This window comes from Spiroplasma endosymbiont of Dioctria linearis (assembly GCF_964030865.1).
GTDB lineage: Bacteria > Bacillota_I > Bacilli_A > Mycoplasmatales > Mycoplasmataceae > Spiroplasma_A.
The window spans coordinates 143615-169393 of record NZ_OZ034984.1 but is presented as its reverse complement, the minus strand read 5'-3'; the positions used below and the strand labels follow the sequence as shown (position 1 = coordinate 169393).

Here is a 25779-nt window from a genome sequence, read left to right as displayed (position 1 = left end):
CTGCTTCTTTTCACTATAAAGATGGATTATAATCTGGATTTTTAGGATTATTTGAAACATGTTTTTGTCAATATTCCATTAATTTATTTTTATATTGATCAGGTATTGCTACTAGTGAATTAAAGCTTCAATATATTCTATCTTTTTGAGTTCACCAATTATTTATATCACTTATATCTTGATCATATCTTTTTCCATAAATATTTGTTTGTCCTACATAAATGTTTAATTCTAATTTATTTGTTCAAATAGACTCTACTCCTGAATTATAAATATCTTTTCTATTAGTATTGCTACTATTGTACTTTTGATCAGTAACAATAAGAGGAACTTGATTTTCTTTAATCAATTGTGCAAAAGCAATATCATCATCAGCTTTTGCAAAATCACCTGGTGTTTTATTTCAATAATCAAGTGAAATATTGCCCTCATGAATTCCTATTTTATTATTTTTATCATATGATAATAAAGACTTTATTTTTTCATTTGCCCTACTATTTATTAACGCCATTAAATGATAAATTCTTCATGAATCTGCTGTTACATTTTCAATTGAACCCTCTGGATCTAATTTAATAGCTTCTTTTAATTTTTCTAGCATTTTTACTTCTATTTGTTGATCAGTTGGATTGGCAATAGATTCATCAAAGTCAAAAATATCATAAGTTATCCCTACTTTTTCTTCATAATTTTTCAGTAGTTGAGCACTGTCTTCTGAATTTTTGGAATTGTCAAATCTGTGTTTTAAGAATATATTTCTAAAACCTTTATCTGCAATATATTCATCCTTACTTCTTTGATCATCAGGAGAATATCATTGATCTTCTCCCCCACTAATTGGTGTTGAATTACCTCAATATTGAACTTTAAATTTGTATTGATCATTAAAACCAAAATCTAAATAATCATTTATTAATGTTAGAGGGTTTTGTTGACCACTTTGATCTTCAACTTTAAATAAAATTGCATTTAGTTCTCCATTATAAAAAGCTTTTTGATATGAATTAGGATCATTTTCATCTCTTGAGTTCTCAATTACTAATTTTAGAGTTTCTTTAAAATCTTTTTTATTAACTGTTCTAAACCTACCATCTTCATTTTGAATTGTGTTTAACATATTAATTAACTTTTCAATATTTTGTGAATTAGATTTTGTATTATAAGATAATAACATTTGTTCACATAATTTTTTAAGTTTATTTATCATTGATTTAACTATAATTAGAGATTCTGCTTGCTCTGCTTCATCAACAAATAATGGCTTTCCTTCTTTATCTCTTAAGTTTTCTCTATCAATTGAGTTGGTCATTAAAATAATATATATTTGATTTTTTATAATATTATTAATTTCCTCAACAACTAAACCTTCTCCCAAATAAATTGGGTTATTTAAAAGATAATCATTTAAACTTTCTTCAATTTCTTTTTTACTTGCTTGTAAAACCTTATTTGCAAAATCTAATAAGATTATTTTATTATTCACAAAATCAGTTGCACTAGGTGAATAATTAAAAAAGCCAATTGGAATTGTTCCAATATCATCGCTTAAAATTTTTTCTAAGTCAATTAATTTAGACGAATTAGCATAACCTTGATAAATTACACCTAACTTAGGATTATTAGGATTTAAAAAACTATCTTGAGCATTAGCAGTATTACCACCATATACTACATCCTTATTCGATAAATTACCATCAACTGTTCCAAAATCATCTGCAACAAGTTTTCTATTTATATTAATTCTTGCATATTTAGCAGGTTCAACACCATTTCAACCAGTTTTATCTTCATTTAAGAATGTAACAGATAAAGATCATTTTGAGTTATCTTCTTCTTTTCCTTTGTACATTCATCCGCTTACATTATTAAATAATGATAAATCCTCTCTTGCCATTAAATCTTTTATTGACCATTGTGACTGTCAAGTTAATTTATTTGAAATTCATCCATATCCAGGAACTTTTGAAGATATTTCATTTAATAATTGATTTGACATAATAAAAACACCCAAACTGCTTTTTAATAAGCTTCCATTAGGATTTTTATTAACAATTTCACTCAGTTCTAGTGATTCAATAACAGCATCGATATCTTCAGGAGATACTAAAGTTTTTATTTTAACACCGTTTTTAACTAAATCTTTGGTTGTCAAGTTATAAATAGACATAATTTTTTCTTCATCAGTGTAATTTAAACTAAGATCAAGACCACCCTTACAAGCAACAACACTTGCAGATGAAAATACAGCCAAACTCAATGAACCTAAAATTGAACACAACTTTTTCATAACTTAACTCCCTTTCAATTTTATTTTATTATACTCTTCTTATTCTTGTTTTTTCTTCTTGTTTGCTTTTGCTTCTAGTTTTTGAAGTTTTAATTCACGTTTCATTTCTTTTCTTGAATACCTTCAATTATTAAAAATATCAATAAGTTTTTGAAATTGCTTACCAACTCAAGAAAGCATCATTCATATTACTCAAAAAATTATAATTGTGGCAAATAGACAACCAACACCATAATATAAAATTCCACTTATTGCAGCTATTCTTTCACCGACATTGTCACTAAAAGTATTTTGCACAGCTATAAAGGCTTGATGAGGAAGAATTCCTCCTCCACCAAGATAAGTTAAAAGTCCTGGAATTATTAAAAAAACTAATGCTATTGCTGAAAAATGAATAAAAGTTGATCAATATAAATATTTACTTTTTGGAACATCAATAAATTTATCACTCAATTTCTCTTGAATTAATCAATTTGTAAATGTGAAATATAAAAATGGAATAATTGGAATAATTGGAATATAGCCAATTATTGTTGCTGCAAAGATAAAACCTTGACTTGAATTAGGTTCATGTCTTGACTCACCAAGTAAAGAATGTAATCCCTTAAATCAATAATGAAATCCCCCATTGGCATGTGGAACAGCATATGAAAGCGACAACATAAAAATTTGAAAAAATAACAAAATCGTAATTGTTAATATCATTCAAAACATTTTATATAGTCTTTTATATGGCTTTAATTTTATTAAAAACTCACTAATTTTTTTCATATTTTTACTCCATAATATTATTTTAAATGAAAATCTCTCTTTTAATTTAAGAAAAAGAAAAAATTGATTTCTCTTAAAAGAGAAATAACTATGTACTAACAAATTGGCAAACTATTATATCCTCTTTTATAATCAATAAATGGAGATTTTATGAAAGAACTAGTATTAATACATTTAAGCAAGAACAACTAAGATTAACTATAGATCCTTAAAAAAATTTGTTAAACCAGAATCTTTAAACTAGATTATATATAATAAACAAGAGACGAAAATTAAATAATAAGTCCTATATAATTATAAACTTATTAATAGAATATAATATATTAATTGCTATTTTATTGCTAGAAAATAAAAAAACTATTTATTAGATGAACTTGCATATTGGGTCAGAATTGCTCTTTATTTAAATTTTATAGTATACTTTTAGATTTTTTAAAAATTTTAAAAACAAATATTGCGTTTAAATATAATATAAAAACAGTTTGCAATATCTTGCAAACTGTTAAACATAAATTACTATATTTTCCTTATAAAATATATATACTTGATATATTACTTTTAGGTTTAAACTCAAAAGCAATATTTTTATTTATAATCAGAAATACAAATACTTTTTATGAAAATACAATAAAGTCCTTTTCATATAAAACACTTATTCCCTCAATTATTTCAGCTAAATCAAAGTGTAAGTTTAGGTAACCTAAATTTCAATACATTATTTTCTCGTTCTGATAATTAGCATTCGAATCTGTTTTCAAAACTATACCTCTTTCAAGATCATATTCTTTATAGTATCTGCTTATAGGAGTACTTCCTGGAATACTTGAATCCTCGTAATATTTTCTAAAATCAAATAAATATATTGAATCTAATGGTAATTTTGAAGTATTTAATAATTCTTCTCTATAAGAGGCTAAATTATTTTTATGTAATGACATAAATAGATTAAATGGTGTTGATGAATTTGTGTTTGAGAATTGAAGGTCCCTTGTAAAATCAGACTTTTTAATAGCCATTAGTATATCTTTTTTCGAATTATTATCCAAATAATTATAATTGTAATCCACACCATAAACTTTATGAAATGACTTAATGGAATTTATAGAAAACTCATTCATATCATTCAAAATTTCATCTGAAGTTTGATTTAAATCAATTATATAATTAATAGCTATTTTAAAATCAGGCAAATGATGTACATATTTATCCTCAGGAAAATTAATTGAAGGTCCAGTTAAATTAACATAACCCATTGAAAATGAACTATTGTATTCCTCAGTTTTTTCAATCTCTTGTAAGTCTACATTTAACTTTTTAATAAACTCCTCTTTTAATATTTTATAATCTTTTATTCAAATACTAAAATTTTCTTCAGTAAAATAATTATTTCTTAATATAAAATCTGTCGGATTAATATCAGGATTTTTTCTAAAAATACTTTCCAACATTAATTGACCTTTCTCAGTTTTATAATCAAACTTAATTGCTTCGCTATCACTAAAAGCTTTTGGTTTATTAATTGAATTAAATAAAGATGTTTTATTTAATTCTGAGCTCTTATAAAAATTATCTTCTTCAAAAAATAGAGGTAATGTAGGCAATTCACTAAAATAATTAGTTTTAATAAAGTTACTAATAGAATCTTTAAAGCTATTTTCTTGCACAGTATTATTTCAGTAATTGTCCATCTCTTTATCAATATTTCCATATCCATCTAACTTACTTTTTGAACCTTTGATATCGTTTCAAAGTAAATTTGAGTATTTTTTAGAATCTGAATCTTGTCCTAAAAAATAATCTTTTGTAATATTTTTGTAAAATTTATCAGAGGAGTTCTTTAAAGTCTGTTCATTTGTTAACGTATATTTAACTGAATCGCTCATTTCTATAACTTCAATTTCTTTTTCGCCTTTATATTGAACTTCTATTTTATAATCTATTAAAACATTAGCTAAATATAAATTGTCATTTTCATTTGTATTAATATCCAAAGTATCTCAATCAAAAACAATTCCCTTGTATAAAGTATTTACATCGTTTAAAAGAATATTATACTTATTAAAAAGTTTTAATTCATTTAATTTAGATTCCAATTGATCAAGCTCTAATATTTTACTAATATCATCAACTAAATGACCTAAATTTTTTTCTCCTATTTCACTTGCGGATTTACCTTTAAATACTTTAATAGTTGTTCTATTTAAAAACTTGTTCTCATTTTCGTTCATAGTTAAACCTATTAAATTTTTATAAACATTATTTTCTAAATGTTCTACAAAAATCTCATTAACATTTTCTTTAAGGTCCTTAATTAATTTGTTATAATCTGTTATTTCTGGTTTTGTTGTGTTACCACAAGCAACTACAGTGGCACTTGAGGTTACAATTAAACTCAATCCCCCTAATAAGCTAAGTAATTTTTTCATGTTTTCTCCTTAATTATTTATAACTATAGAGTTAAGTTTATTCTCTTTAAAAACAAAACATATATTATAGTAATAGTAATTAAAATTATAAAATATTTTTAAAATCCTTGTATTCTAAAAGTTTTATATGAAAAATTTAAATAAATTGCAAAATGCAATATTATTAATACCTCAATTATTTTTATCATATTTTTTTTAATAAAATTTGACTTTTAATTCTATTTACAATACTATTCTTCTCATTTGTCTTTTAATAAATATTTTTGCAATTATAAAATTAAAGATATTTGAAAACACTAATATAGAATTCCAGAAAATATACTATTTTTAATTTATAAATACTATTAAAAATAAAAAACCAGTAGTTTTACTACTTGTAAACTTAGATTACTTTTTTTTCCTTCATTATAGTTTTTTTATTTCTCATATATATAAATTTGGCTTCTCCAGTTAAGATTTGATAAACCTTATTTTCAAAAACTTTAATACACATTCCTTAGCTATTGCTTCCTTAATAAATAGCATATCTTTTAAACCTATTGATCATTTTAATTTTAAAACTTTTTGTAAACTTTTGAAATTAATTCATATATCTTTAATAATTGCTAATTCTTTTACTCTTAAAATTCTTTCTAAATTAAAAAAACACCTTTAAATGTAGAATTAATCCATGATGTACTATTAAACAAGAACCAATACTTGATGATGAAGATATGCACCCCAATAACCTTAATGATTTTTTTTCTACTTTATAAAAGTTAATAAAGAGTTAAAATTTTAGAAGAAAAGCAAAAATAATACTTTCCTATCTTTACTCTTAAATAAATAGTAAAATAAGAAAAGTGAGGTAATTAATGAAAGTCTTAAAAGTAACACCACGTGGTTTTTGTCTTGGAGTTGTAGTTTCTATAAAAATGGCAAAAGATACAGTAAAAGCATATCCAGACAAAAAAATATATATGATTGGTCTTTTAGTGCACAATAAAATAATAGTAAATGAACTTGAAGAACTTGGCATAATAGCTATTGATGATTGAAAAAAGTCTCGTTTAGATATTATAAAAACTATTCCACAAGGGAGTGTTGTTATTTTTTCAGCTCATGGAACCGATTTAAAAGTTTTAAAGGTGGCTGAAGAGCAAGGATTAATTGTTGTAGATACTAAATGTGAATGAGTTTTAGAAACAGAAAATATAATAAAAAAATACTTAAATCTTGGATTTGATATTGTTTTTATTGGTAAACATTCTCACCCTGAAACAATAGCTTTAACAAGTTTGGATAATAAAAAAATTCATTTAGTAACAAACAGTCAAGAAGTTGAAAATTTAAATATATCTAATAAAGATATTTTTATAACAAATCAAACAACATTGTCAATAATTGACACTGATTTAATTTATAAAAAAATAAAGGAAAAATATAAAAATGCCATTTTTAAAAATGATATTTGTGAGGCCACTCTTGTAAGACAGCAAGCAATACTTGATTTAAATCCAAAAGAAGTTGATCTATTATACGTTGTTGGCGATGAAAGAAGTAATAACACAATGAAATTAGTAGAGTTGGCATCAGATAAAGGAATAAAGTCAATAAGAATAAATCGTAAAGAAGATATTGAAATTAATGACTTAGAAAATATTGACACAGTGGCAGTTACTGCAGGAGCATCTACATCAAGTATTATTCAAAATCAGGTTATAAAATATCTTGAGGAAATAAAAAACGAAATTAAGTAATTTCGTTTTTTTAATATATTTTATAAAATGATAAAAGTATTTTTAATATCAAAGGCACTTATTTTAACTTCATCATTAAATGTTTTTAATAATTTATTTTCTAAATCATCAATAAAATGATTTTCCATATAATGACCTAGAGTTAATAAATCCATTTTATTTTGATCAGCATAAAGTCATTCATTTCACTTTGCCTCTCCAGTTATAAAAAACTCATTTTGCAACTGTAAGTCCATCATAGTTGATGCCCCAGAACCTGGTGTTAGGAAAATATAATCGATTTCTTTTTCTAAATTTGAATTTCTAGTTAGAAGCGCTTGCTGTTTTCCAAAAATAAATTTTAGCTTTTCAATTATTTCTTTTAAACTTAATGAACTTAATAATTTAATTTTATAACCTTCATTAAATACTCCCACCTTTTCAACATTTTTTACATTTAATTGCGTTTCAATTAAATCAATAATATTTTGCTTATCACTATTATCGTAATTAGTATGTATAGAAAATAATTGAATTTCATTTTTTATACATAGTTCATAAATTTCCTTTTTTGCTAAATTTTTTAATTCTGTATCCAGATCAAAAAATAAAAATGGATGTCTACTAATAATAAAGTTCGAATTGTTTGCAATTGCAAACTCAACGACTTCTTTTGTTACATCAAGACAAATAACTATGTGTTCAATCTCATCTTGACTTTCCAAGTTATATACCTCTTCTAATTGTAATCCTACCTTATCTCATTCAGATGCATTTTTTTGTGGAAATACATCATTTAAATAGTTAATTAAAGCATTTGCTTTTATTTTATTCATTAATTAAATTTCTCCTTCTTAGAAGTTTATTTATAATTTTTTTCTTTTTTGCAATTTCCTTATATTTCATATCTTTTTTAGGTACATGTTGTAACAAATTTAAAAGTTTTTGTTCTTCTTCTAATCATTTTTGTAAAAATAATTTATTATTTTTTTCACGTCTTAATAAAGGTCCAAATATAATATCTTTTTGACTTTTAATTTTTGTTCCAGCAAATTTATTAATTTTTATTATTTCATAAATAATCTTATTATCTTCAACAATTATTTCATTCTCTACAAAATATTTAAATTTTTTGGCTCAACTTCTAATTGGTTCTAAATTCGTATTAGGTGCAATAACATAAGAATAAATATTTTCATTATCTTGTTCTAATATATCTAAAATTGATGTAGAACCCATCCCTGCAATAATACAAGAGTCAAGTTTTATGTTCTTAGAAATTGTTCACTCAATTCCATCTGCAAGGATTGTCTCAACTTTATCTGTAACTCCAAATGAAGCAATATTGTTTGTTGCTACAGCAAGTGGTTTTTTTGCAACATCTGTTGCATATATTTTTTTTGCTTTACCATCTTTGGCAAGATAAATAGGAAGATATGCATGATCTGTTCCAATATCAGCTACAACTTCTCCTTCCGTAATTAACTTTGCCAATGAAAATAATCTTGGTGTAAGAAAACTCATTTCTTATCCTTTAAAGAAATCTCTTAAAACTCTTGCTTTAGGATTTGATGCAGATGGTTTAAATTTTCTAATTGTTTTTGCTTCAATTTGTCGAATTCTTTCTCTAGTAACTTTTAATTCTTTTCCAACTTCTTCTAAAGTTTTAGGTGAATCAAATTTTGAAAGATGTAACTGGATAATAGCACTTTTGTATTTTTGAATTCTTTCAATTGATGTATCATAGTGAATATCTAAATTAGCAATTTCTTGTTTTAAATCTTCAAAACTTTCATCATCACATTCTTCTGCTAATCTAACTAGTGTTCTTAATTTAGTTGGCAGAATTCCAAATCTCATTCTTACAACTTTTTCTTCTCTTGGTGCAAGAATATCACAAAATACTTCATCAATCACTTCTCTTAAAGCTTCTTTTTCAGCATATTCATCAGGTGAAGAAATATCTTTATCTTCCACAAAGTCACCAAAGTGAGTATCATCTTCATCTCCAAATGGTTTTTCTAAACTAACTGGTTCAATTGATAATTTTTTAATTTCAATAACTTTTTGTGGAGTAATCCCTTTACCAAAAGTTTTTGCAATTTCTTTTGAAGTTGGATCTCTTCCTAATTCTTGAGTTAATTGTCTTTCAATTCTTGTAAGTTTATTAATTGTTTCTACCATGTGAACTGGAATACGAATTGTTCTTGCTTGGTCAGCAATAGCTCTTGTTATTGCTTGACGAATTCATCAAGTTGCATACGTTGAAAATTTAAATCCTTTTTTATAATCAAATTTATCAACTGCTTTCATTAATCCAATATTTCCTTCTTCAATTAGGTCAGCAAAATCAAGTCCTCTATTTAAATGTTTTCTAGCAACAGAAATAACTAATTTAAGGTTTGAAGTAATTAATTTATCTCGACCTTCTTTAGCAATAATTGGATCACTATCTTCTAACATTTTTGCATATTCAACTTCTTCATCTTTTGTTAAAATTTTTGAAGATCCAATTTGGTTAAAGTATGATTTAATAATATCTTGAATTTTTGTTTCATTACTAATTCCCCCAACACGATATTTAACAGGAGCATTATTTTCGTTTGCTTTTTTTAGATCTTTTCTTTCTTTATCTCTTTTTCTAAACTCACCTTCAAGTTCATCAGCTTCATCTTCATCCTCTTCTTCATCTTCATCTTCATCTAGTTCTTCTTCAATAAGGTCATCTGTAAATACTACTTCTCTTTTTGCTAATTCATCAAAAAGTAAACTAATTTCTTCTTCTTCTATATCTTGAAATTTTTTAAAAATAACTTCTTGAATTTCCTCTTGTGCTATCTCATTGTCATTTTTATCTAAATAAGTTCAAAGATAATCTTTAAATTCTTCCATTGTTTCAAATTTTTTTAAGTTTAGTGCCATTATATTTTTCTCCTTTTTTCATATATTTTATTTCTAAGTTTTAATAATTCTTCTCTATGTTCTGCATAATTAATTTTTAATTCATTGTCTTGAGTTGAATTAATTTTTTCGCTATAAAGCATTATTTCATCTTCAATTTTATAAAGTTCTATTGCATCAAAACAATCTTCTAAACCCTTGGGTGATAAAGTTTTTTGCAAAGCTGTGAAATGTCTATTTTTAATTTCATAAATGTATTCACAATAATTTTTATTTAGTTTTTTTATTTCATTTGCTATTTGTTCTCAATTATGACCAACATAGCCATTTTTTTTATATTGTTCAATTATAAAATTTATTGTTCTTTTAACATTAATATTTTCAATATTATTTATTTTTCTATCCAAATTATCAAGTAAAGAATCATTATCTAAAATATTTCAAACAATTGCAGCCTCTGCAAAATTTTTAGAATGATTTTTTTTAACTTTTTGAAGATTAGACTGTACTATTTTATCCTTCTTAATAGTTTCATAACCATATTCAGGAATTTCAAATTGACTATTTTCATCATTTACAAAAGTATTTAGCATTCTGTTGATATATTCTTGTCCCTCGTTAAAGTCAACCATATTATTTTCTTGATAATTTATATCTATATTTTTTGAAATATTGGCCTTTACTTTACTAGTTGCTTTGTTTAAAGTTTTAAATATAGTACTTTTTTCAAGTCTTGTAATATCTGCCAAATTCGCAACAACTGATTCAATAATGTTTTCTTTACTTTCATATTTCAGAACTGCAATAACCTTTTCAATAAAATCATTAACCTTTAAAGAATTTTGTATATCTAAATCTTTTGAAAAAAATCTAGTAGCAAAGTTTGCAGGATGGGAACTATTTTCAATCATTTGATTAATTAAATTTTTTTCTCCAGCTTTAACTAGTTCATCTGGATCTTTACCAGTATTATTTTCCACAATTGTTACATCAATATTTTTTTCAAGTAAAAACTGAGAAATTTTTAATGCTGCGTTGACTCCTGCTTTATCTCCATCAAGAAACAATTTATATCTTTTAGCTACTCTTGAAAATAATTTTAAATGATAATCACTCATTGTGGTTCCCATAATAGCAACTGAGTTTTTTATATTAATGGCTTCTAAACTTATAACATCCATGAAACCTTCCAAAATAATTATTTCATTTTTAATTCTAGCTTCTTTTTTTGCCTTATCAAAATTATAAGCCAATTGAGATTTTTTAAAAATTAAATTTTCACTACTATTTTTATATTTTGGAGAATCCTTTGAATTAATTACTCTTCCAGAAAAACCAATAATATTTGAGTCTTCATCAGTTATTGGAAAAATTAATCTATTTTCAAAAGTACAATTATAATCTACTCCACTTTTATAAACTATTCCTGAGTCAAAAATACTTTCTTGTGAAAAGCCAAGTTTAATTAAATAATCATAAACTTTTATATTTTTTGGACAAAAACCTATTTTAAATTTTTCAATTTCTTGCTCACTAATGTGTCTTTCTTTTAAGTAATCTCTAGCCTTAATTGAAAGTGAAGAAATTAATAAACCATTGAAGAAGTTTGCAGCAGCTTTATTTATTTCAAACAAAGTACTCTCTTTTGAGTTATGTTTTACTTTATTTTCAAATTCCCTTAAACCATCAATTTTAATATTTAAATCTTTTGCAATTAAGGAAAGTGCCTTAAAAAAAGTTATATTATTGAATTCTTGTACAAATGTAATAACGTTTCCACCAGTGCCACATACAAAACACTTAAAAATTTTTTTATCTGGGGATACATTCATGGATGGATCTGAATCATCATGAAATGGACAAATTGATACATAATTTCTTCCCTTTTTTTGAAGGTCAATATATTTGCCAATAACATCCACAATATTAGCTTTTAATAAAACTGAATCAATTTGATTCTGTGATATTGCCAAATTTATCACTCCTTACTTAAATTATTTTTTTTAATAAATACTCTTTGAGACTTTTAATTTCAATTCTCTCTTGATTCATAGTGTCTCTATTTCTAACAGTAACACTGTTATCTGTTTCAGTATCAAAATCAATAGTTATGCAATATGGTGTTCCAATTGCATCTTGTCTTCTATAACGTTTTCCTATATTTCCTGTCTCATCAAATGTTGCATCGAAATCAATTAACATTGTATCATAAAGTTCTTTTGCCCTTTTATTTTGCTGTTTTTGCAAAGGCATAATTGCTATTGAATATGGAGCAAGTTTATAAGGAAGTTTCATTACAATTCTTTCTCCACTGTCAATTTTTTCTTCAACATAACTTTGACAAAAAATTGCTAAAAGCAATCTTTCAACTCCAACACTTGGTTCAATTACATTGGCTAAATATTTTTCATTTGTTTCTGGATCTAAATAAGTTAAATCCTGTCCAGAATGGGTTTGATGTTGTTTTAAATCAAAATCACTTCTATGAGCAATACCCCATAGTTCACCTCTCCCAAATGGGAAATCAAATTCAATATCTACTGTTCGTTTAGCATAATGAGCTAACTCATCTTTTTCATGTTCTCTTATCGAGTATTTTTTTTCATCAATGAGTACTACTTTTTCTAAAAAAAACTTAACCTTTTCCAATCAATACTCAAATCAGTCAGTTTTATCATTGGGTGAAAAGAAAAATTCTAATTCCATTTGTTCAAATTCTCTTGTTCTAAAAATAAAATTCCCTGGTGTTATTTCATTTCTAAATGATTTACCAATTTGTCCAATACCAAAAGGCAGTTTTTTTCTTAAAGCTCGCTGAGAATTTTTATATTGCACAAAAATACCCTGAGCTGTTTCTGGTCTCAAGTATACTGTTGATGCTTCATCTTCAACAACACCTTGATTTGTTTTAAACATTAATGTGAACTGTCTAATATTTGTAAAATCATTAGCGTTACATTTTGGACAATTTATTAATTTTTCTTTAATAAATTCTTCGATTTTTTGATTATTTCATCCACCAACATTAATATCATTAAATTTTTCTTCAATTAACTTATCTGCTCTAAAACGAGATTTACACTTTTTACAATCAATTAATGGGTCATTAAAATTACCTAAATGACCTGATGCATTTCATACTTTTGGATTTAATATTATTGATGAATCTAAACCAATATTATATTGATTTCTTCTTACAAAAAAATCCCATCAAAGTTTTTTTAATTTATTTTTTACTTCTGAGCCTAACGGTCCATAGTCTCAAGAATTAGCAAGACCACCATAAATTTCTGATCCTGGAAATACAAAACCTTGTGTTTTTAAATGCGAAATTAGTTTTTCTATTTCTACTTTCATTTTTTCTCCTAACAATAAAAAAAGCAAACTTGATGTTTGCACATATCGAGATACTTATGAATTTTCTTACATTAAATTAGTCTTGTCAATACATTATAAGTGTTATTTATAACGCTCTGCTATTTTTTCATTTACATTTAAAGCTACTGTATTTTTTAATAGATATATTGGTCCTAAATAAAATCCTAAATTATTTTCATAATAGTTAATTACAATATTGTGAATAACTATTAAATCAATATACTCATACTTTTGCTCAATATTAAAGTGAATTGTCTTTTTATGAATATTTGAAAGTACTTTTATAAATGACTCTGGGTGAACAATTTCACCAGGTCATAGACATCTCGCACAAACAAACCCATTTTCACTATATTCAAATCTTACAATTGGAAAAGTTGTTTTTTTACATCTGATGCAACCATTCAACCTAAAAGGTTGTACTGTTTCTTGAATTAAATGAGTAATAAAAAATAAATAGTTTATAAATGGATTTTTATTATTATTTATATTTTCTAAAACAAAAATTAGCATTTTGAAAATCTTATAATTTTTATTACTAATTTGTTCTATTTGATCAACAATTTTAAAAATAATTGATCCATAAACATAGTTATTATAATTTTTAGCTATGTCAAAATATTCCTTCTTTAAAACTCCTGTTTTTAATTTACTTATTCTATCTTCGCCTCTTGATTTAAAGATTTCAAAGTCACTTCAACTAAAAGTTTGAACTGAATACTTATTTTTTGAAGTTGATTTATTAACACCTGGAGCTATAAAACTTAATTTACCAAATTGTTTGCTAAATACTTTAACAATTTTGGCATAATCATCAAAATCACTAGATTCAATAACTACTGCATTTATTTTTATTGCTCCCATTTTCATCACCTAATAACTATCTTTGTCATACCCCAATTGTTTGATTAATGATGCTGATTGTCTTCATTTTTCTTTTGTTTTAACAAATAACTCTAAATAGAATTTTTTGTTAAATAATGTTTCAAGCTTTTCACGAGAATTAATACCAATTGATTTAATTTTGCTACCTTTATTACCAATAATAATTCCCTTTTGGCTTTGTCTTTCACATATTATTGAAGCAATTACTTTAATAATATCTTTTTTCTCCTCTAAAATATCTATTAAAATAGCAACTGAATGTGGAATTTCTTGCTCTGTTTGCAATAAAATTTCTTCACGAATAACCTCACGAATTAAGAAACGTTCAGGTTGATCAGTAAAAGTTTCATCAGGATAAAATTTAATTCCTGTTTCAGGTAAACTTTTTTTAATTTCATCTAAAAGCATTGCTAAATTACTTCCCATTGTTGATGAAACACTAAGAATTTTTTCAAATTCAAAATCTTGTTGTTTTCATTCTTCAACTTTATTTAGAAGTTGACTTTCTGAAAGTAAATCACTTTTAGTAATAATTAAAAATACTGGTACATCCCTTTCCCTTAAAGCATTTAAAATAAATCTATCATTTTCTCCAATAAATTCATCGCTAGGTGCTAAAAATAAAATAACATCTACTCCTTTTGTTGAAGATAACGCTACTTTGTTCATATATCTTCCCAATTCATGTTGAGCTTTATGAACTCCTGGTGTATCTACAAAAATATATTGAGCATCTTGATGAGTTAATATTCCATTAATACGATTTCTTGTTGTTTGTGCTTTATTAGTAACAATTGAAACTTTCTTACCTAATAAAGTATTTAATAATGTTGATTTACCAACATTAGGTCTACCTATAATACTAATAAATCCTGATCTTATTTTTTCCAATGTATTGTCTCCTAAAGTGTATCTTCTGATTGTTTAACTATTTCTTTACTATCGCGTTCTTCTATAAATTGTTCAAAGGCACTCTCACTTTCAAACATATTCAAAACAACTGCTTTAATTTCTTCTTTATCTTTAATCGTTCAAGTATATCTTACAGCTGATTTAAACGAAATTATACAAGGAATTATTAATAATAGATATAAGTATAAATATCACATTGTTGATTGTCATGCTACATTTTGAACCATATATAAACCATAAACTGTAAAAGAGAATAAGAATATAAAGTTGGCTCAATAAAAAATTAAACTTAAACTATTATATGGTACTACATAGGCAGATAAAAAGATAATATAACCTGCAACTAATAAAACATATTTTACAGTATTAAATTGTGTATTTGCAAATATATCCATTAAGTGAAAAATACTTGCTGTAAATATTAGATACCACCCTGTTGAGATCATTAATCTTCTTGCACTAATTTCTCCAGGTGTTACTCAAGTTTTAAATACAAAACCATTTTCTCTATCTTCAGTTTTTCTATAACGATCAACTCTAATTCATTCTCTATTTCACATATTTACATCTGCAAAAACTGATTTTAAAGGTAATCAAGAAAAGATTGCAATAAATATTGCAATAACTCATAATCATTGAGTTCTTATTGCCATTAATAATTCTTGTGGACTTTGAAATTTATGAAGTAAACCAACTCAATCAAGAATGAATAAGAAACTACCATAAAGAAGTGCTTCAGATATATACAAAATATTAAATATTGCTGTAAATATGGAAGTTCCTCGAGACATGGTCATATTAAGCATAACAATTAAAACACAAGACATTATAAAGAGATGATATGATTGAATCAAAATAAAAGTATTTAAAACATTAATTTGATCAGTATACAGTCACAGTTCACTTTCTGGTATTGATGGTGTATTTGCAACATGATTTTGAACAATAATACGTGCATAAAAGAAAAAGCCAATTCAAATTGCTTGAATTGGAATACTGTAGATTACTTTACAACAAGCTCTTAATCTCGCAATATAATCTCCTTCAGAAACCATTTTAACATGCTTTGATTTTAGAAATCTTTTTGTAATAATTTCTCCTAATTTTCCTCTAATTAGTAAATCAGTCTTCTTCATATTTTCACCACCTTTTCTCTAAAAAAATAATTACATAAATAAAATATTTATTAAAATTAATGCAAAACCAACAAAAGGAACTGAACAAGATACTCAATAAATTATTAAATAGTCTTTTCAAACTTTTTCCTTTTTAGTTAAATTTATTTGTCTAACTTCATCATTTATAACTTTTCTTACCTTAAAAAATTCTAGATATTTAATAAAGATACTAAATCCCATTGCACAGAAAAATAGTATTCAAATTGATACAATCCCTGATGAAGAATTAAGTTTTTTCATATCAAATAGTCATGAAAGAATATCTAAATATGAACCCCCCATAATAACTCCAATAGTTACTATTCAAACTCATGTATAAATTACAGCCTTTTTCTTAATAGTTTTGTGAATGTATGTTTTTGCATATAATTCATTAAAATATCAAACCAATTCTCTTGAATTATATTCCATAGCTCCTCTAAAAATAGTCTTTGCATAATCAATATCCTTGTAAAGTCTTTTTTTATTAATTCCTGTTAGTTTTGATAACTTAAGATCATATTTAAGTTTTTCAAATAGCTTTTCACCATCTATTGATGTATGTAATCTTTGATTCAAAATTTTTCTTTGAATTTTAGAAAATATCAAAGGAGAAAATACTATTATAAATAAACCAATTGCAGCTAATACATCAGTTACTATTGTATCTAATCTGATCATCTTTTTTTCTCCCTTTAATCTTATAAAATTATATAAAAAAACTAGGTAAAAACCTAGTTTTATTACATATATTTTCTTATAGTAAGTTTTTTAAAAAAATTTAAAAGACAATTACTAACATTTTTAATAAATTATATTAAAAATAATAATCCTACTGTAACTCCCGCTAATAACGGTGCTAATACTGGCACTCAACTATATTTTCAATCTGATGTTCCTTTATTATTAAAAGGCATTAATGAATGAACAACTCTTGGAGCTAAGTCTCTAAAGGGATTAATAGCATAACCAGTTGTTCCCCCTAGTGATAACCCAACTGCTAATATTGTTGTTCCAACTAATATTGGTGCAAAATAGTTTGGTAATCCATTTCCATTTGCAAATTTTCCAAAAGACAATATAGCAACTATTAAAACTGTTGTTCCTAAAAACTCCATAGCAAAATTAAATAGTGGGTTTCTCTCAGTTGGAATTGTTGCATGCATAGCAAGTACATTTGATTGGTCTTCAACTTTAAGTGAATTTAAAGTATTTTTAATATGTTTATAATAAACAAAATTAACAATTAACTGACCCATCATAGCTCCTATAAATTGAATTAAAATTACTAAAAAGAATAGTGCAACTGGTGAAAGTCCAACATAGCCTCCAAAACCTAAGTTCTTACTTTTATCAGAAATAGCAATTGCAATTGTCACAGCTGGGTTAAAATGCGCTACTCCTCCAAAAGCATTAGCAATTAAAGCTGCTGTTAACACAGCTAATGCCCATCCTACAGTTATCGCTAAAAATCCACTATTATTACCTTTAGTTCCTTTTAGAACTACATTGGCCACAATACCATTACCTAAAATAATTAGTAATGCCGTACCAAATAGTTCTGTTAATATCAATACAGATCAATTCATATTTTAATCCTTTCTTAAGAATAAATTTTAAATTTGATAAGTACTCTATTTAAATTTTTTAATTGTTAATATCTTTTAATCAATTTCTAGTTCTTGAAACTGCTTCTTTTCACCCTTTAATTAATTTTGAAGAGTCATTTTTTGGCTCAACTTTTTTATCTACTTTTCATTTTTCTCTAATATCATCAATGTCCTTTCAATAGCCTACAGCAAGGCCAGCCAAATAAGCAGCCCCCATTGCTGTGGTTTCTACATTTTTAGGTCTAATTAACTCGGACTCTGAAATATCAGATTGGAATTGAATTAAGTAATTATTTTTTGAAGCTCCGCCATCTACTTTAATACTTTTTATGTTTATTTTTGAATCATCTCTCATTGCCTCTAAAACATCATTTGTTTGAAATGCAATTGATTCAAGAGCTGCTTTTATAATATGTTCTTTTTTTACACCTCTATCAAGACCAAATATAGCCCCTCTTGAATAAGGATCTCAATATGGAGAACCCAAGCCTGAAAAACTTGGAACGAAATAAACTTGTCTATCATCATTAACTTGTTCTGAATATCACTCACTTAATTGTGTTTTATATATTATTCTTAAATCATCTCTTAATCATTGTAAAGTAGCTCCCGCCATCATTACTGATCCTTCTAAACCATAAGTAAATTTATTATTAATTGAATAACCAATTACTGTTAATAATCCATTTTTTGAGTCAATTTTTTTATCACCAGTATTCATTAGAATAAATGCTCCAGTACCAAATGTAACTTTAATATCACCAGAGTCTAAACACATTTGACCAAATAAAGCAGATTGTTGATCACCAATTGAAGATGCAATTGCTATTTTATGATTTGAGTTTTTAGATAGTAGTTCAGGAAATGTATAACCATAAATCTCACTATTCCCTTTTATTTTAGGTAACATACTTAAAGGTATGTCAAATAATTTTAATAAATCTTCATCTCATTCATGAGTTGAAATATTATAAAGCATTGTTCTTGAAGCATTTGTATGATCAGTATAAAACTCCTTTCCACCAGTTAGTTTTCAAATAAGTCATGTATTAATATTTCCAAAATATAACTCATTATTTAATGCCTTTTGTTTTGCATCTTTTACATTATCTAAAATTCATTTTACTTTACTTGCCGAAAAATAAGCATCAATTACTAATCCAGTTTTTTCTTTAATTATATCCTTATGAGTTTTTGCCAATTCAATACAAAACTTATCTGTTCTTCTATCTTGTCAAACTATTGCATTGTAAATTGGATTACCCGTATTTTTATCCCAAACCACTACTGTTTCTCTTTGATTTGTAATTCCTATTGCTTCAATTTGCTCAGGAGCAATATCTTTTGAATTTAATGCAGAGACTAACGTAGTTCTTTGTGTATTTCAGATTTCAACTGCATCTTGTTCAACTCATCCTTCTTGAGGGTAAATTTGAGAAAATTCCTTTTGATTTGAAGCCACTATTTCACCATTTTTATTGACAACCAAAGTTCTTGCACTAGTTGTCCCCTCATCTAAAGTTACAATATATTTTTCCATTATATTTTTCCTTTCATATAAAGTTATGAAATATTTAAAATACTTCATTTTTTGTTAGTAAATTACACTAAAAAAATATTAATGTATTATTAAATATATTTTTTTAATATACATTAAAAAGACTCTTTATATTAAAGCTGAAATATTAAAATTATTTCCCTCTTTATTAAAATAAAATATTTTTTTCATATTTATCTCAATTTAATTTTAGTTCCAAATTCATTTGCTCTTTAACCATATTAATTACATAATCAGCAATGGATGGAGCACAAGAAATACCTGGACTTTTTGTTCCGGCAACATTTATAAATTTATTATTAAATTTTGCATATTGAATATAAAAATCATCTGTTTCTTTATAAATAGGTCTAGATCCTGCAAATCTAGAAATGACTTTTGACATATCCAAAGATGGTATTATTTTTTTACCTATTTCCTTTATTTGATTAAATTTCTCTTCAGTTATTAAGTTAATATCTTCTTTAGCAACATTATCCTCAGATGTTGGACCTACTAGTAAATTTCCTTCTAATGTTTTAGCAACAATTACACCTTTACCATGAATTGTTGGAACCATAAATAAAACATTGTTAACTTGATTTTCTTTAGTTTTTTTCAAAACTATATACTCACCTCTTTTAGTGGATAGTTGAAAATCATTATAGCCACTTAGAGCTGCTATTTTATCCGCAAAATGTCCTGCACAGTTTATAATAATCTTTGCCTTATAATTTGTATTTTCAGATGATATATCAAAAATATCATTTTCATACTTAATAGCAATAACTTTTTGATTAAATTTAATATCTACTCCATTCTTTTTAGCATTTTTTAGAAGTACACAAGTTAATTCCACTGGATTAATAATAAAAGAACTAGTACATAATAAAGCTTTTGTTACTTCTTTGCTTATAGATGGTTCAAGTAATTGAATCTCCTTTTTATTAATCAAAGTTATTTCTTCCTTTGTACATCCATTTTTAAAACCACCTTCCATTAACATATCAAGGTGCTTTTCTTCTTCCTTATTAAAAGCCAAAACTAATGAGTTAACAGGCTTATGATTAAAATCTAATTCCTTAAATCAATTTTCTTTATATCTTTTTCGTCCAAATAAGTTTAACTTGGCATTTAATTTTCCAGGAGTTGGATCAAAACCTCCATGAATCAATCCTGAATTTCCTGTGGTAGTTTCTAAACCAAAAGAAGCATTGGCTTCTAAAATTATAACCTTCTGCTTAAATTTAGATAATTCTCTTGCAATTGATGCTCCAATGATTCCAGCACCAATTATACAAATATCATAATTATTTTTAGTCATAAGTATTCTCTTTCTATATCGTCCTTTAATATTCAATTAAAAGTTAAAAAATTTTCTCTCTATCATTTCTCCACTTTTTTCCCTCTTTCAGAAGCTCTAGGCCTCAAATCTATTTAATCATATAATTTCCATTATTATAATATAAATTGGAAATTTTTATAAATATAAAAAAACTATAATCTACTAAAAAAATTTTAATTAATAGTTTATAGTCATATCATTTTTTTACAGTTTTACTCGTATTTGTGTCTCTCATAATTGGAAAAAATGTCAATTTTATCTCTACATAAAGAGACAAATTCTCTAAATTCTGAACAATATGAGAAATTTCTTGATTTATTTTGTCTTGCATAAATTACAATTTGCTGACTTAATTCTAAAATTCTATCTAATTCATATTTTTCTTCAAAGACAGCAATCCCATGATTTCTAGAGATCATTGCAGTTTGAAACAATCAGAAAAAATACAAGAATGTTTTTTCCCCAAGAAATTGATGTGAAGTTAAGTCAAATGCTGCAGCTAATAGATACTCTAATACAGAATCAAAAGTTTCAACAATACTTAGTTTTTCAATAATTTTCTTTAATTTTTTTAAAAACTCTTTACTCTTATCATTTTCACCTTTGAACATATAAGAGTATTCTTTACTAGGATCCAAATATTCATATATTTCTATTAGTTCCTCAAGAATTAATTCATCATATCTTTTTTTGAAACTTTCCTCATATTCTTTTATTTTTAAAACAACTTTTCTAACTACTTCCCAGGCTTTGATGTGATTTAAAAATTCAACATCAAATTCTTCTAATAATTCTTCATCAGTATAATCATTCTCTACAAGTAATTCAAAGATTTCCTCTTTTGAATTTTCAATTTTTATTAAGTTTAGATAAGAAGATATGTATTCTGCTCCCTTTTCATTTCAAAAATCATTATTTCTATAAAACATACTAATACCCTCCCTTATTATTATTTTTTATATAAATATTAAAAAAAACTATAATCTACTTTAATGTCTGTTATACATAGTTTTTGGTTCTTCATTAAATTAATTTAAGATTTTTAACCAATATTTGTACTTGAAAAAGCATATGGTAAAAAATCTTTAACACTGTATGAATTAATAAATTCTTTTTTATTATAAACCCATATTGTCTGATTTTCTAAAAGTAATTCAGAAAGAGTTTGTCTACAAGTTCCACATGGAGAACCAAATCCCTCCGAATCTGTATAAAGTGCCACTAATTCAACATCATTTTTATTATAGCCTTGAGTTATCATTTGTGGTAAAGCAGTTCTTTCTGCACATATTGAAGGATTATAGGCCGCATTTTCAACATTAACACCTTTTATTTTTTTACCATTTTTTAAATAAATAATACAAGCTACTCTAAAATTTGAATAAGGTGCATAGGCGTTTTTTCTTAATATTTTTAACTCTTCATAAACTTTGTCTCTTTTTAAATTCATCTTTTTTCTCCATTTACTTAAATAAGTTTTCAATAGTTGTTATTAATGCTGGCAAATATATCAAAAAACCAATAACAACAGATAATAGTGCATTAATAATACTAGCTGCTGCACAAATATCTTTAATTTTTTTTGCTTGAATATTATACTCAAAACTTAATAGATCTACAAAGTTTTCAATTGAGGTATTAACAAATTCAAAACCTGTCAATACTCCAATTGTTAGAATAACAATAGATCATTGAGTTGTATCTAAACCAACTCAAATTCCTAATCCAATTGCAAAAATAACAATAATTAGATAGACAATTAATGTTGACTCTTCTCTAAAAGCAGTAAAGATACCTCTAGCGGCATTTGCAAATTTATTTTTTACTCTTGTACCAACCTTTGATTTCTTTTTAATATCATTTTTTCTTGACATATTATTACACCTTTTTCTGCTTTATTATTATACTTTACATTAAAAAAAATGCCATTAAAATGACATTTTATACTTGATATTTTCTTTATCTAAAATTCTATCTGTCAAATCAAACATAACTTTTTCGTCCTCTATGCTAAGTTCATGGTCATATCCTAAAATATGTAGAAGTCCATGAACAAATAATCAAGCCATTTCAACTTCAATACTATGCTTATATTTTAATGCCTTATTTTTAGCTTCCCCAAATGTTATAAAAATATCACCCACTTCTTTAAAATCTAGTTGATTATATATACCAAAATCATCATTAATAGGAAATGAAATTACATCTCCTACATAGTCTTTTTTTCTATATTCCATATTAAGTTGTCTTGATTTAACTTCATCAATATAATTTACTGAAAAACTAAGACTTTGATTAATATCTAATATTTGCTTTGCAGCTTTTAATAATTTATTAAAAAGCACTTCATAGCCTTTTAAATCCTCATCTGTATTGTAGTTAAATTCTAATAAATCCTTCATAATAAATCCTCTTTTTTTAGAAAACATTTGATAATAAATAGGAAAGTAATGATATTTTTTCTCCAAATATTAAAACATTATTTGAAGGATATTTTATACTTCCTATATTATTTATGTTTATCTTGATTAAAGAGTTACTATACTCAAGATTAGAAGAATAAACATACATATTTCCTTGATTAGTTTCTAAAATTATATAATCAATTAGAGTTATATTCAAACTATTATTGCTAATTAAATATAAATCTGCACTAATATTTCCGTCTTCATCAATGTATTCCTGAATAAAAACTGAGCCAGTGTATATTTGCTGTTTTTTTAATAAGACTAAAAAAATTATAAATATAACTAGTATAAATAATAAAGAGAAATGAACTCTCAAATATTTTTTCATTAAATCACCTCTACTCTATTTTCAAAATATTTAGAATATGCAATATCATGATCACACATAATTATTAGAGAATCTTTTTTTAACTCTATAAATAACTTAAATAAATAATATGCAGTATGTTTATCAACATTACTTAAAGGCTCATCAATTAAATATAAATCTTTATTAGTAAAAAATAAACTTAAAAAATTAATAATTTGCCTTTGACCTTTGCTAAGATTTATTCCATTATCATAAACTTTTTTATTTATATCTATATTATTTCTTTCTAATATTTCTATTATTTTAAAATTTTCTAATATATCTAAATTTATTTTATTTTTAAATTGTTGAATATTATTTCAAACTGTTCCCTTAAATAAATAATCATATTGACCTAAATAAATATTTTTCTTCTGATAACTTTTTATATTAATTTTATTAGTGTTAGCAGTATTATTTAGTAAGATCTCACCTTCATATTTTTTGAAATGTCCCGATAGTATTTTTAACAGAGTTGTTTTACCACTTCCACTTCTACCATGAACAAATGTATTTTTATCAAATTTAAAACTAAAATTATTTAAAGCACATTTATCAGATTTATAACTATATAAACTTTTTGCCTCAATAGTTTTTATTTCTTTAATGTCTATATAATCATTTTCAAGTTCTTCAGTTAGGAAAATAAAATTTAATGATTTATCTGCAATTATTATTTCTTGCATATCAACTATGTAACTTGTTAATTGATTAAAAAATAAATTTATATAAAAACTTATTGAGGTATAAAATAACAAGTCTGCTACACTAAATTTGTCTTGATTTATATATACTATAGAAATATAAAATATTAAATAGAAAAATATTTTATTTAATAAGGAAAAAATTAATTCTGCCTTATTATTTAAATTAAAAATACTCTTGGATTGTTTTACAGAGGAGTTAAAGTTTTTATAGTTTATTGATTTTATTTCTTCTTCAATATTTTTATACTTTATTTCTTCAAACCCATCCAAGATTTCTCTATAACTATAAGAAAAATTAATTAACTCTCTTTCTTTTTTTATTTTATACTCTTTTAAAATAAAAAATAAGAGTACAGAAAGAGAAACAGAAATTAAGTTTTGAATTAAAACTAAAGTTAATATTAAAGGAGAAATTAAAATTAGAAAAATAGAAGACATTAAAAAAAGAGTTAGACCCAAAGGAAAAGATATACTAGATTTAACAATAAACTCAGATAAAAGATTTATATACTCAAGTTTTTTTATTCATTCTTCTTTTGAGTTCGAGTTAAACTTTTCAATATCCGAATTTAGCATTTTGTTTTTAAACAGAACAAATATATTTTTACTTACTTTTGTTTTAATACTAAAAATTATTTTATTTATAAAATAAGAAACTGAAACTTGAATAATAAAAACAATTAAAAAAACTAAAAAAAGGATTTTCATTCCTTGATTATTTTTTATTACAATATTGTCCATATATATTTTTAAAAAATTATTTGTTATTAAAATTAATAAATTTAAAAGAATAGATATTAAAAATAACATAAATATTTCTAATTTAAATTGCTTAATAAAAGTAAATCAATTCAAAATAGTTTTCGATTTAAATTTTATTTTATTATATGGTTTTGTTAAAGATAAAAAACCCTGATAACTCTTTTCTATCTCATCTCCACTCAATCACTTTAGATCTTTTAAATTGGAGTCTGCAACTAAATAATAGTTTTTTCGTTTTTTATAAATAATTATAAAATGCTCATTTTTCTCTTTATTTAAAACATTTAAAACTATTGGATTTGTAATTTCTATATTTTTAAACTCTTCATAATTACATGCATAAGAAGTCATCTCAATATTATAACTATTTAAAAGTTGCTCCATATCATATAAACTCAACATATCGTCACTTAAAGAATTATCAAATTTAACTTCTTCAATTCCAAAATTTTTACTATGATAATAATTTATTAACATAGTTGATACTGCTACGCCACAATCATTTTCACTTTTTTGTATTGAAAATTTATATTCCAATTTTATCACCATTTAATTAATCGCTTTTT

At 24.8% G+C, this 25779-nt stretch carries 22 protein-coding genes; 1 reads left to right on the top strand and 21 read right to left on the bottom strand.

Translation table 4 applies throughout. From position 1 onward, the window contains the following. Positions 1 to 13: 13 nt before the first annotated feature. From AAHM84_RS00770 to AAHM84_RS00760, 3 genes are all read right to left on the bottom strand, one after another. Complete coding sequence (locus AAHM84_RS00770) at positions 14 to 2287, bottom strand: hypothetical protein (RefSeq protein WP_342259007.1); 2274 nt, start codon at positions 2285 to 2287, stop codon at positions 14 to 16. Positions 2288 to 2326: 39 nt separating this feature from the next. Then, positions 2327 to 3058: a hypothetical protein gene (locus tag AAHM84_RS00765; protein WP_342259006.1), complete on the bottom strand. Its 732-nt coding sequence runs from the start codon at positions 3056 to 3058 to the stop codon at positions 2327 to 2329. A gap of 614 nt (positions 3059 to 3672) precedes the next feature. Beyond that, a complete protein-coding gene (locus AAHM84_RS00760; RefSeq protein WP_342259005.1) occupies positions 3673 to 5484 on the bottom strand; it encodes a lipoprotein in 1812 nt (603 codons plus the stop codon). An 854-nt stretch (positions 5485 to 6338) separates the two neighbouring features. On the opposite strand from AAHM84_RS00760, the gene ispH reads away from it, so the two are divergent. Next, a complete protein-coding gene (ispH, locus tag AAHM84_RS00755) occupies positions 6339 to 7223 on the top strand; it encodes a 4-hydroxy-3-methylbut-2-enyl diphosphate reductase (RefSeq protein ID WP_342259004.1) in 885 nt (294 codons plus the stop codon). Positions 7224 to 7243: 20 nt separating this feature from the next. On the opposite strand, the gene AAHM84_RS00750 is transcribed toward ispH, so the two are convergent. From AAHM84_RS00750 to AAHM84_RS00665, 18 genes are all read right to left on the bottom strand, one after another. Further along, positions 7244 to 8038 carry a Nif3-like dinuclear metal center hexameric protein gene (locus AAHM84_RS00750; RefSeq protein WP_342259003.1) on the bottom strand — a complete coding sequence of 265 codons (795 nt, stop codon included), beginning with the start codon at positions 8036 to 8038 and terminating at the stop codon, positions 7244 to 7246. Beyond that, complete coding sequence (locus tag AAHM84_RS00745) at positions 8031 to 8726, bottom strand: class I SAM-dependent methyltransferase (RefSeq protein WP_342259002.1); 696 nt, start codon at positions 8724 to 8726, stop codon at positions 8031 to 8033. Before AAHM84_RS00745 ends, AAHM84_RS00750 begins: the two co-directional genes overlap by 8 nt. A 3-nt stretch (positions 8727 to 8729) precedes the next feature. Beyond that, positions 8730 to 10124 (bottom strand): sigma-70 family RNA polymerase sigma factor, encoded by a 1395-nt coding sequence (locus AAHM84_RS00740; protein ID WP_342259001.1) that lies wholly within the window; start codon positions 10122 to 10124, stop codon positions 8730 to 8732. After that, entirely contained in the window at positions 10124 to 12076 is a 1953-nt protein-coding gene (gene dnaG / locus AAHM84_RS00735; RefSeq protein WP_342259000.1) for a DNA primase, read from the bottom strand. The genes AAHM84_RS00740 and dnaG overlap by 1 nt, the downstream gene beginning before the upstream one ends. 16 nt (positions 12077 to 12092) lie before the next feature. Next, entirely contained in the window at positions 12093 to 13460 is a 1368-nt protein-coding gene (locus AAHM84_RS00730) for a glycine--tRNA ligase (RefSeq protein ID WP_342258999.1), read from the bottom strand. 102 nt (positions 13461 to 13562) lie between these two features. Further along, complete coding sequence (gene recO / locus AAHM84_RS00725) at positions 13563 to 14345, bottom strand: DNA repair protein RecO (RefSeq protein ID WP_342258998.1); 783 nt, start codon at positions 14343 to 14345, stop codon at positions 13563 to 13565. Positions 14346 to 14354: 9 nt separating this feature from the next. Further along, positions 14355 to 15257 carry a GTPase Era gene (gene era, locus AAHM84_RS00720; RefSeq protein ID WP_339030489.1) on the bottom strand — a complete coding sequence of 301 codons (903 nt, stop codon included), beginning with the start codon at positions 15255 to 15257 and terminating at the stop codon, positions 14355 to 14357. 11 nt (positions 15258 to 15268) lie between these two features. Continuing rightward, entirely contained in the window at positions 15269 to 16414 is a 1146-nt protein-coding gene (locus AAHM84_RS00715) for a hypothetical protein (RefSeq protein WP_342258997.1), read from the bottom strand. A gap of 30 nt (positions 16415 to 16444) precedes the next feature. Then, a complete protein-coding gene (locus AAHM84_RS00710; protein WP_342258996.1) occupies positions 16445 to 17116 on the bottom strand; it encodes a hypothetical protein in 672 nt (223 codons plus the stop codon). A 131-nt stretch (positions 17117 to 17247) separates the two neighbouring features. Beyond that, positions 17248 to 18024 carry an MIP/aquaporin family protein gene (locus AAHM84_RS00705; protein ID WP_342258995.1) on the bottom strand — a complete coding sequence of 259 codons (777 nt, stop codon included), beginning with the start codon at positions 18022 to 18024 and terminating at the stop codon, positions 17248 to 17250. Positions 18025 to 18082: 58 nt separating this feature from the next. Next, a complete protein-coding gene (glpK, locus tag AAHM84_RS00700) occupies positions 18083 to 19585 on the bottom strand; it encodes a glycerol kinase GlpK (protein WP_342258994.1) in 1503 nt (500 codons plus the stop codon). A 166-nt stretch (positions 19586 to 19751) separates the two neighbouring features. Beyond that, positions 19752 to 20906 carry a type 2 glycerol-3-phosphate oxidase gene (gene glpO / locus AAHM84_RS00695; protein WP_342258993.1) on the bottom strand — a complete coding sequence of 385 codons (1155 nt, stop codon included), beginning with the start codon at positions 20904 to 20906 and terminating at the stop codon, positions 19752 to 19754. 233 nt (positions 20907 to 21139) lie between these two features. After that, the gene (locus tag AAHM84_RS00690) at positions 21140 to 21856 is read right to left on the bottom strand and encodes a hypothetical protein (RefSeq protein ID WP_342258992.1); all 717 of its coding nucleotides are present in this window, start codon (positions 21854 to 21856) and stop codon (positions 21140 to 21142) included. Positions 21857 to 21969: 113 nt separating this feature from the next. Then, the gene (gene cdd / locus AAHM84_RS00685; protein ID WP_342258991.1) at positions 21970 to 22377 is read right to left on the bottom strand and encodes a cytidine deaminase; all 408 of its coding nucleotides are present in this window, start codon (positions 22375 to 22377) and stop codon (positions 21970 to 21972) included. Positions 22378 to 22390: 13 nt separating this feature from the next. Further along, positions 22391 to 22801: a diacylglycerol kinase family protein gene (locus AAHM84_RS00680; RefSeq protein WP_339030471.1), complete on the bottom strand. Its 411-nt coding sequence runs from the start codon at positions 22799 to 22801 to the stop codon at positions 22391 to 22393. A gap of 54 nt (positions 22802 to 22855) precedes the next feature. Continuing rightward, complete coding sequence (gene ybeY, locus AAHM84_RS00675) at positions 22856 to 23329, bottom strand: rRNA maturation RNase YbeY (protein WP_342258990.1); 474 nt, start codon at positions 23327 to 23329, stop codon at positions 22856 to 22858. 16 nt (positions 23330 to 23345) lie between these two features. Then, on the bottom strand, positions 23346 to 23723 hold the full coding sequence (locus tag AAHM84_RS00670) for a hypothetical protein (protein WP_342258989.1): 378 nt from the start codon (positions 23721 to 23723) through the stop codon (positions 23346 to 23348). Continuing rightward, entirely contained in the window at positions 23723 to 25750 is a 2028-nt protein-coding gene (locus AAHM84_RS00665) for an ATP-binding cassette domain-containing protein (protein ID WP_425289569.1), read from the bottom strand. The genes AAHM84_RS00670 and AAHM84_RS00665 overlap by 1 nt, the downstream gene beginning before the upstream one ends. Positions 25751 to 25779: the final 29 nt, after the last annotated feature.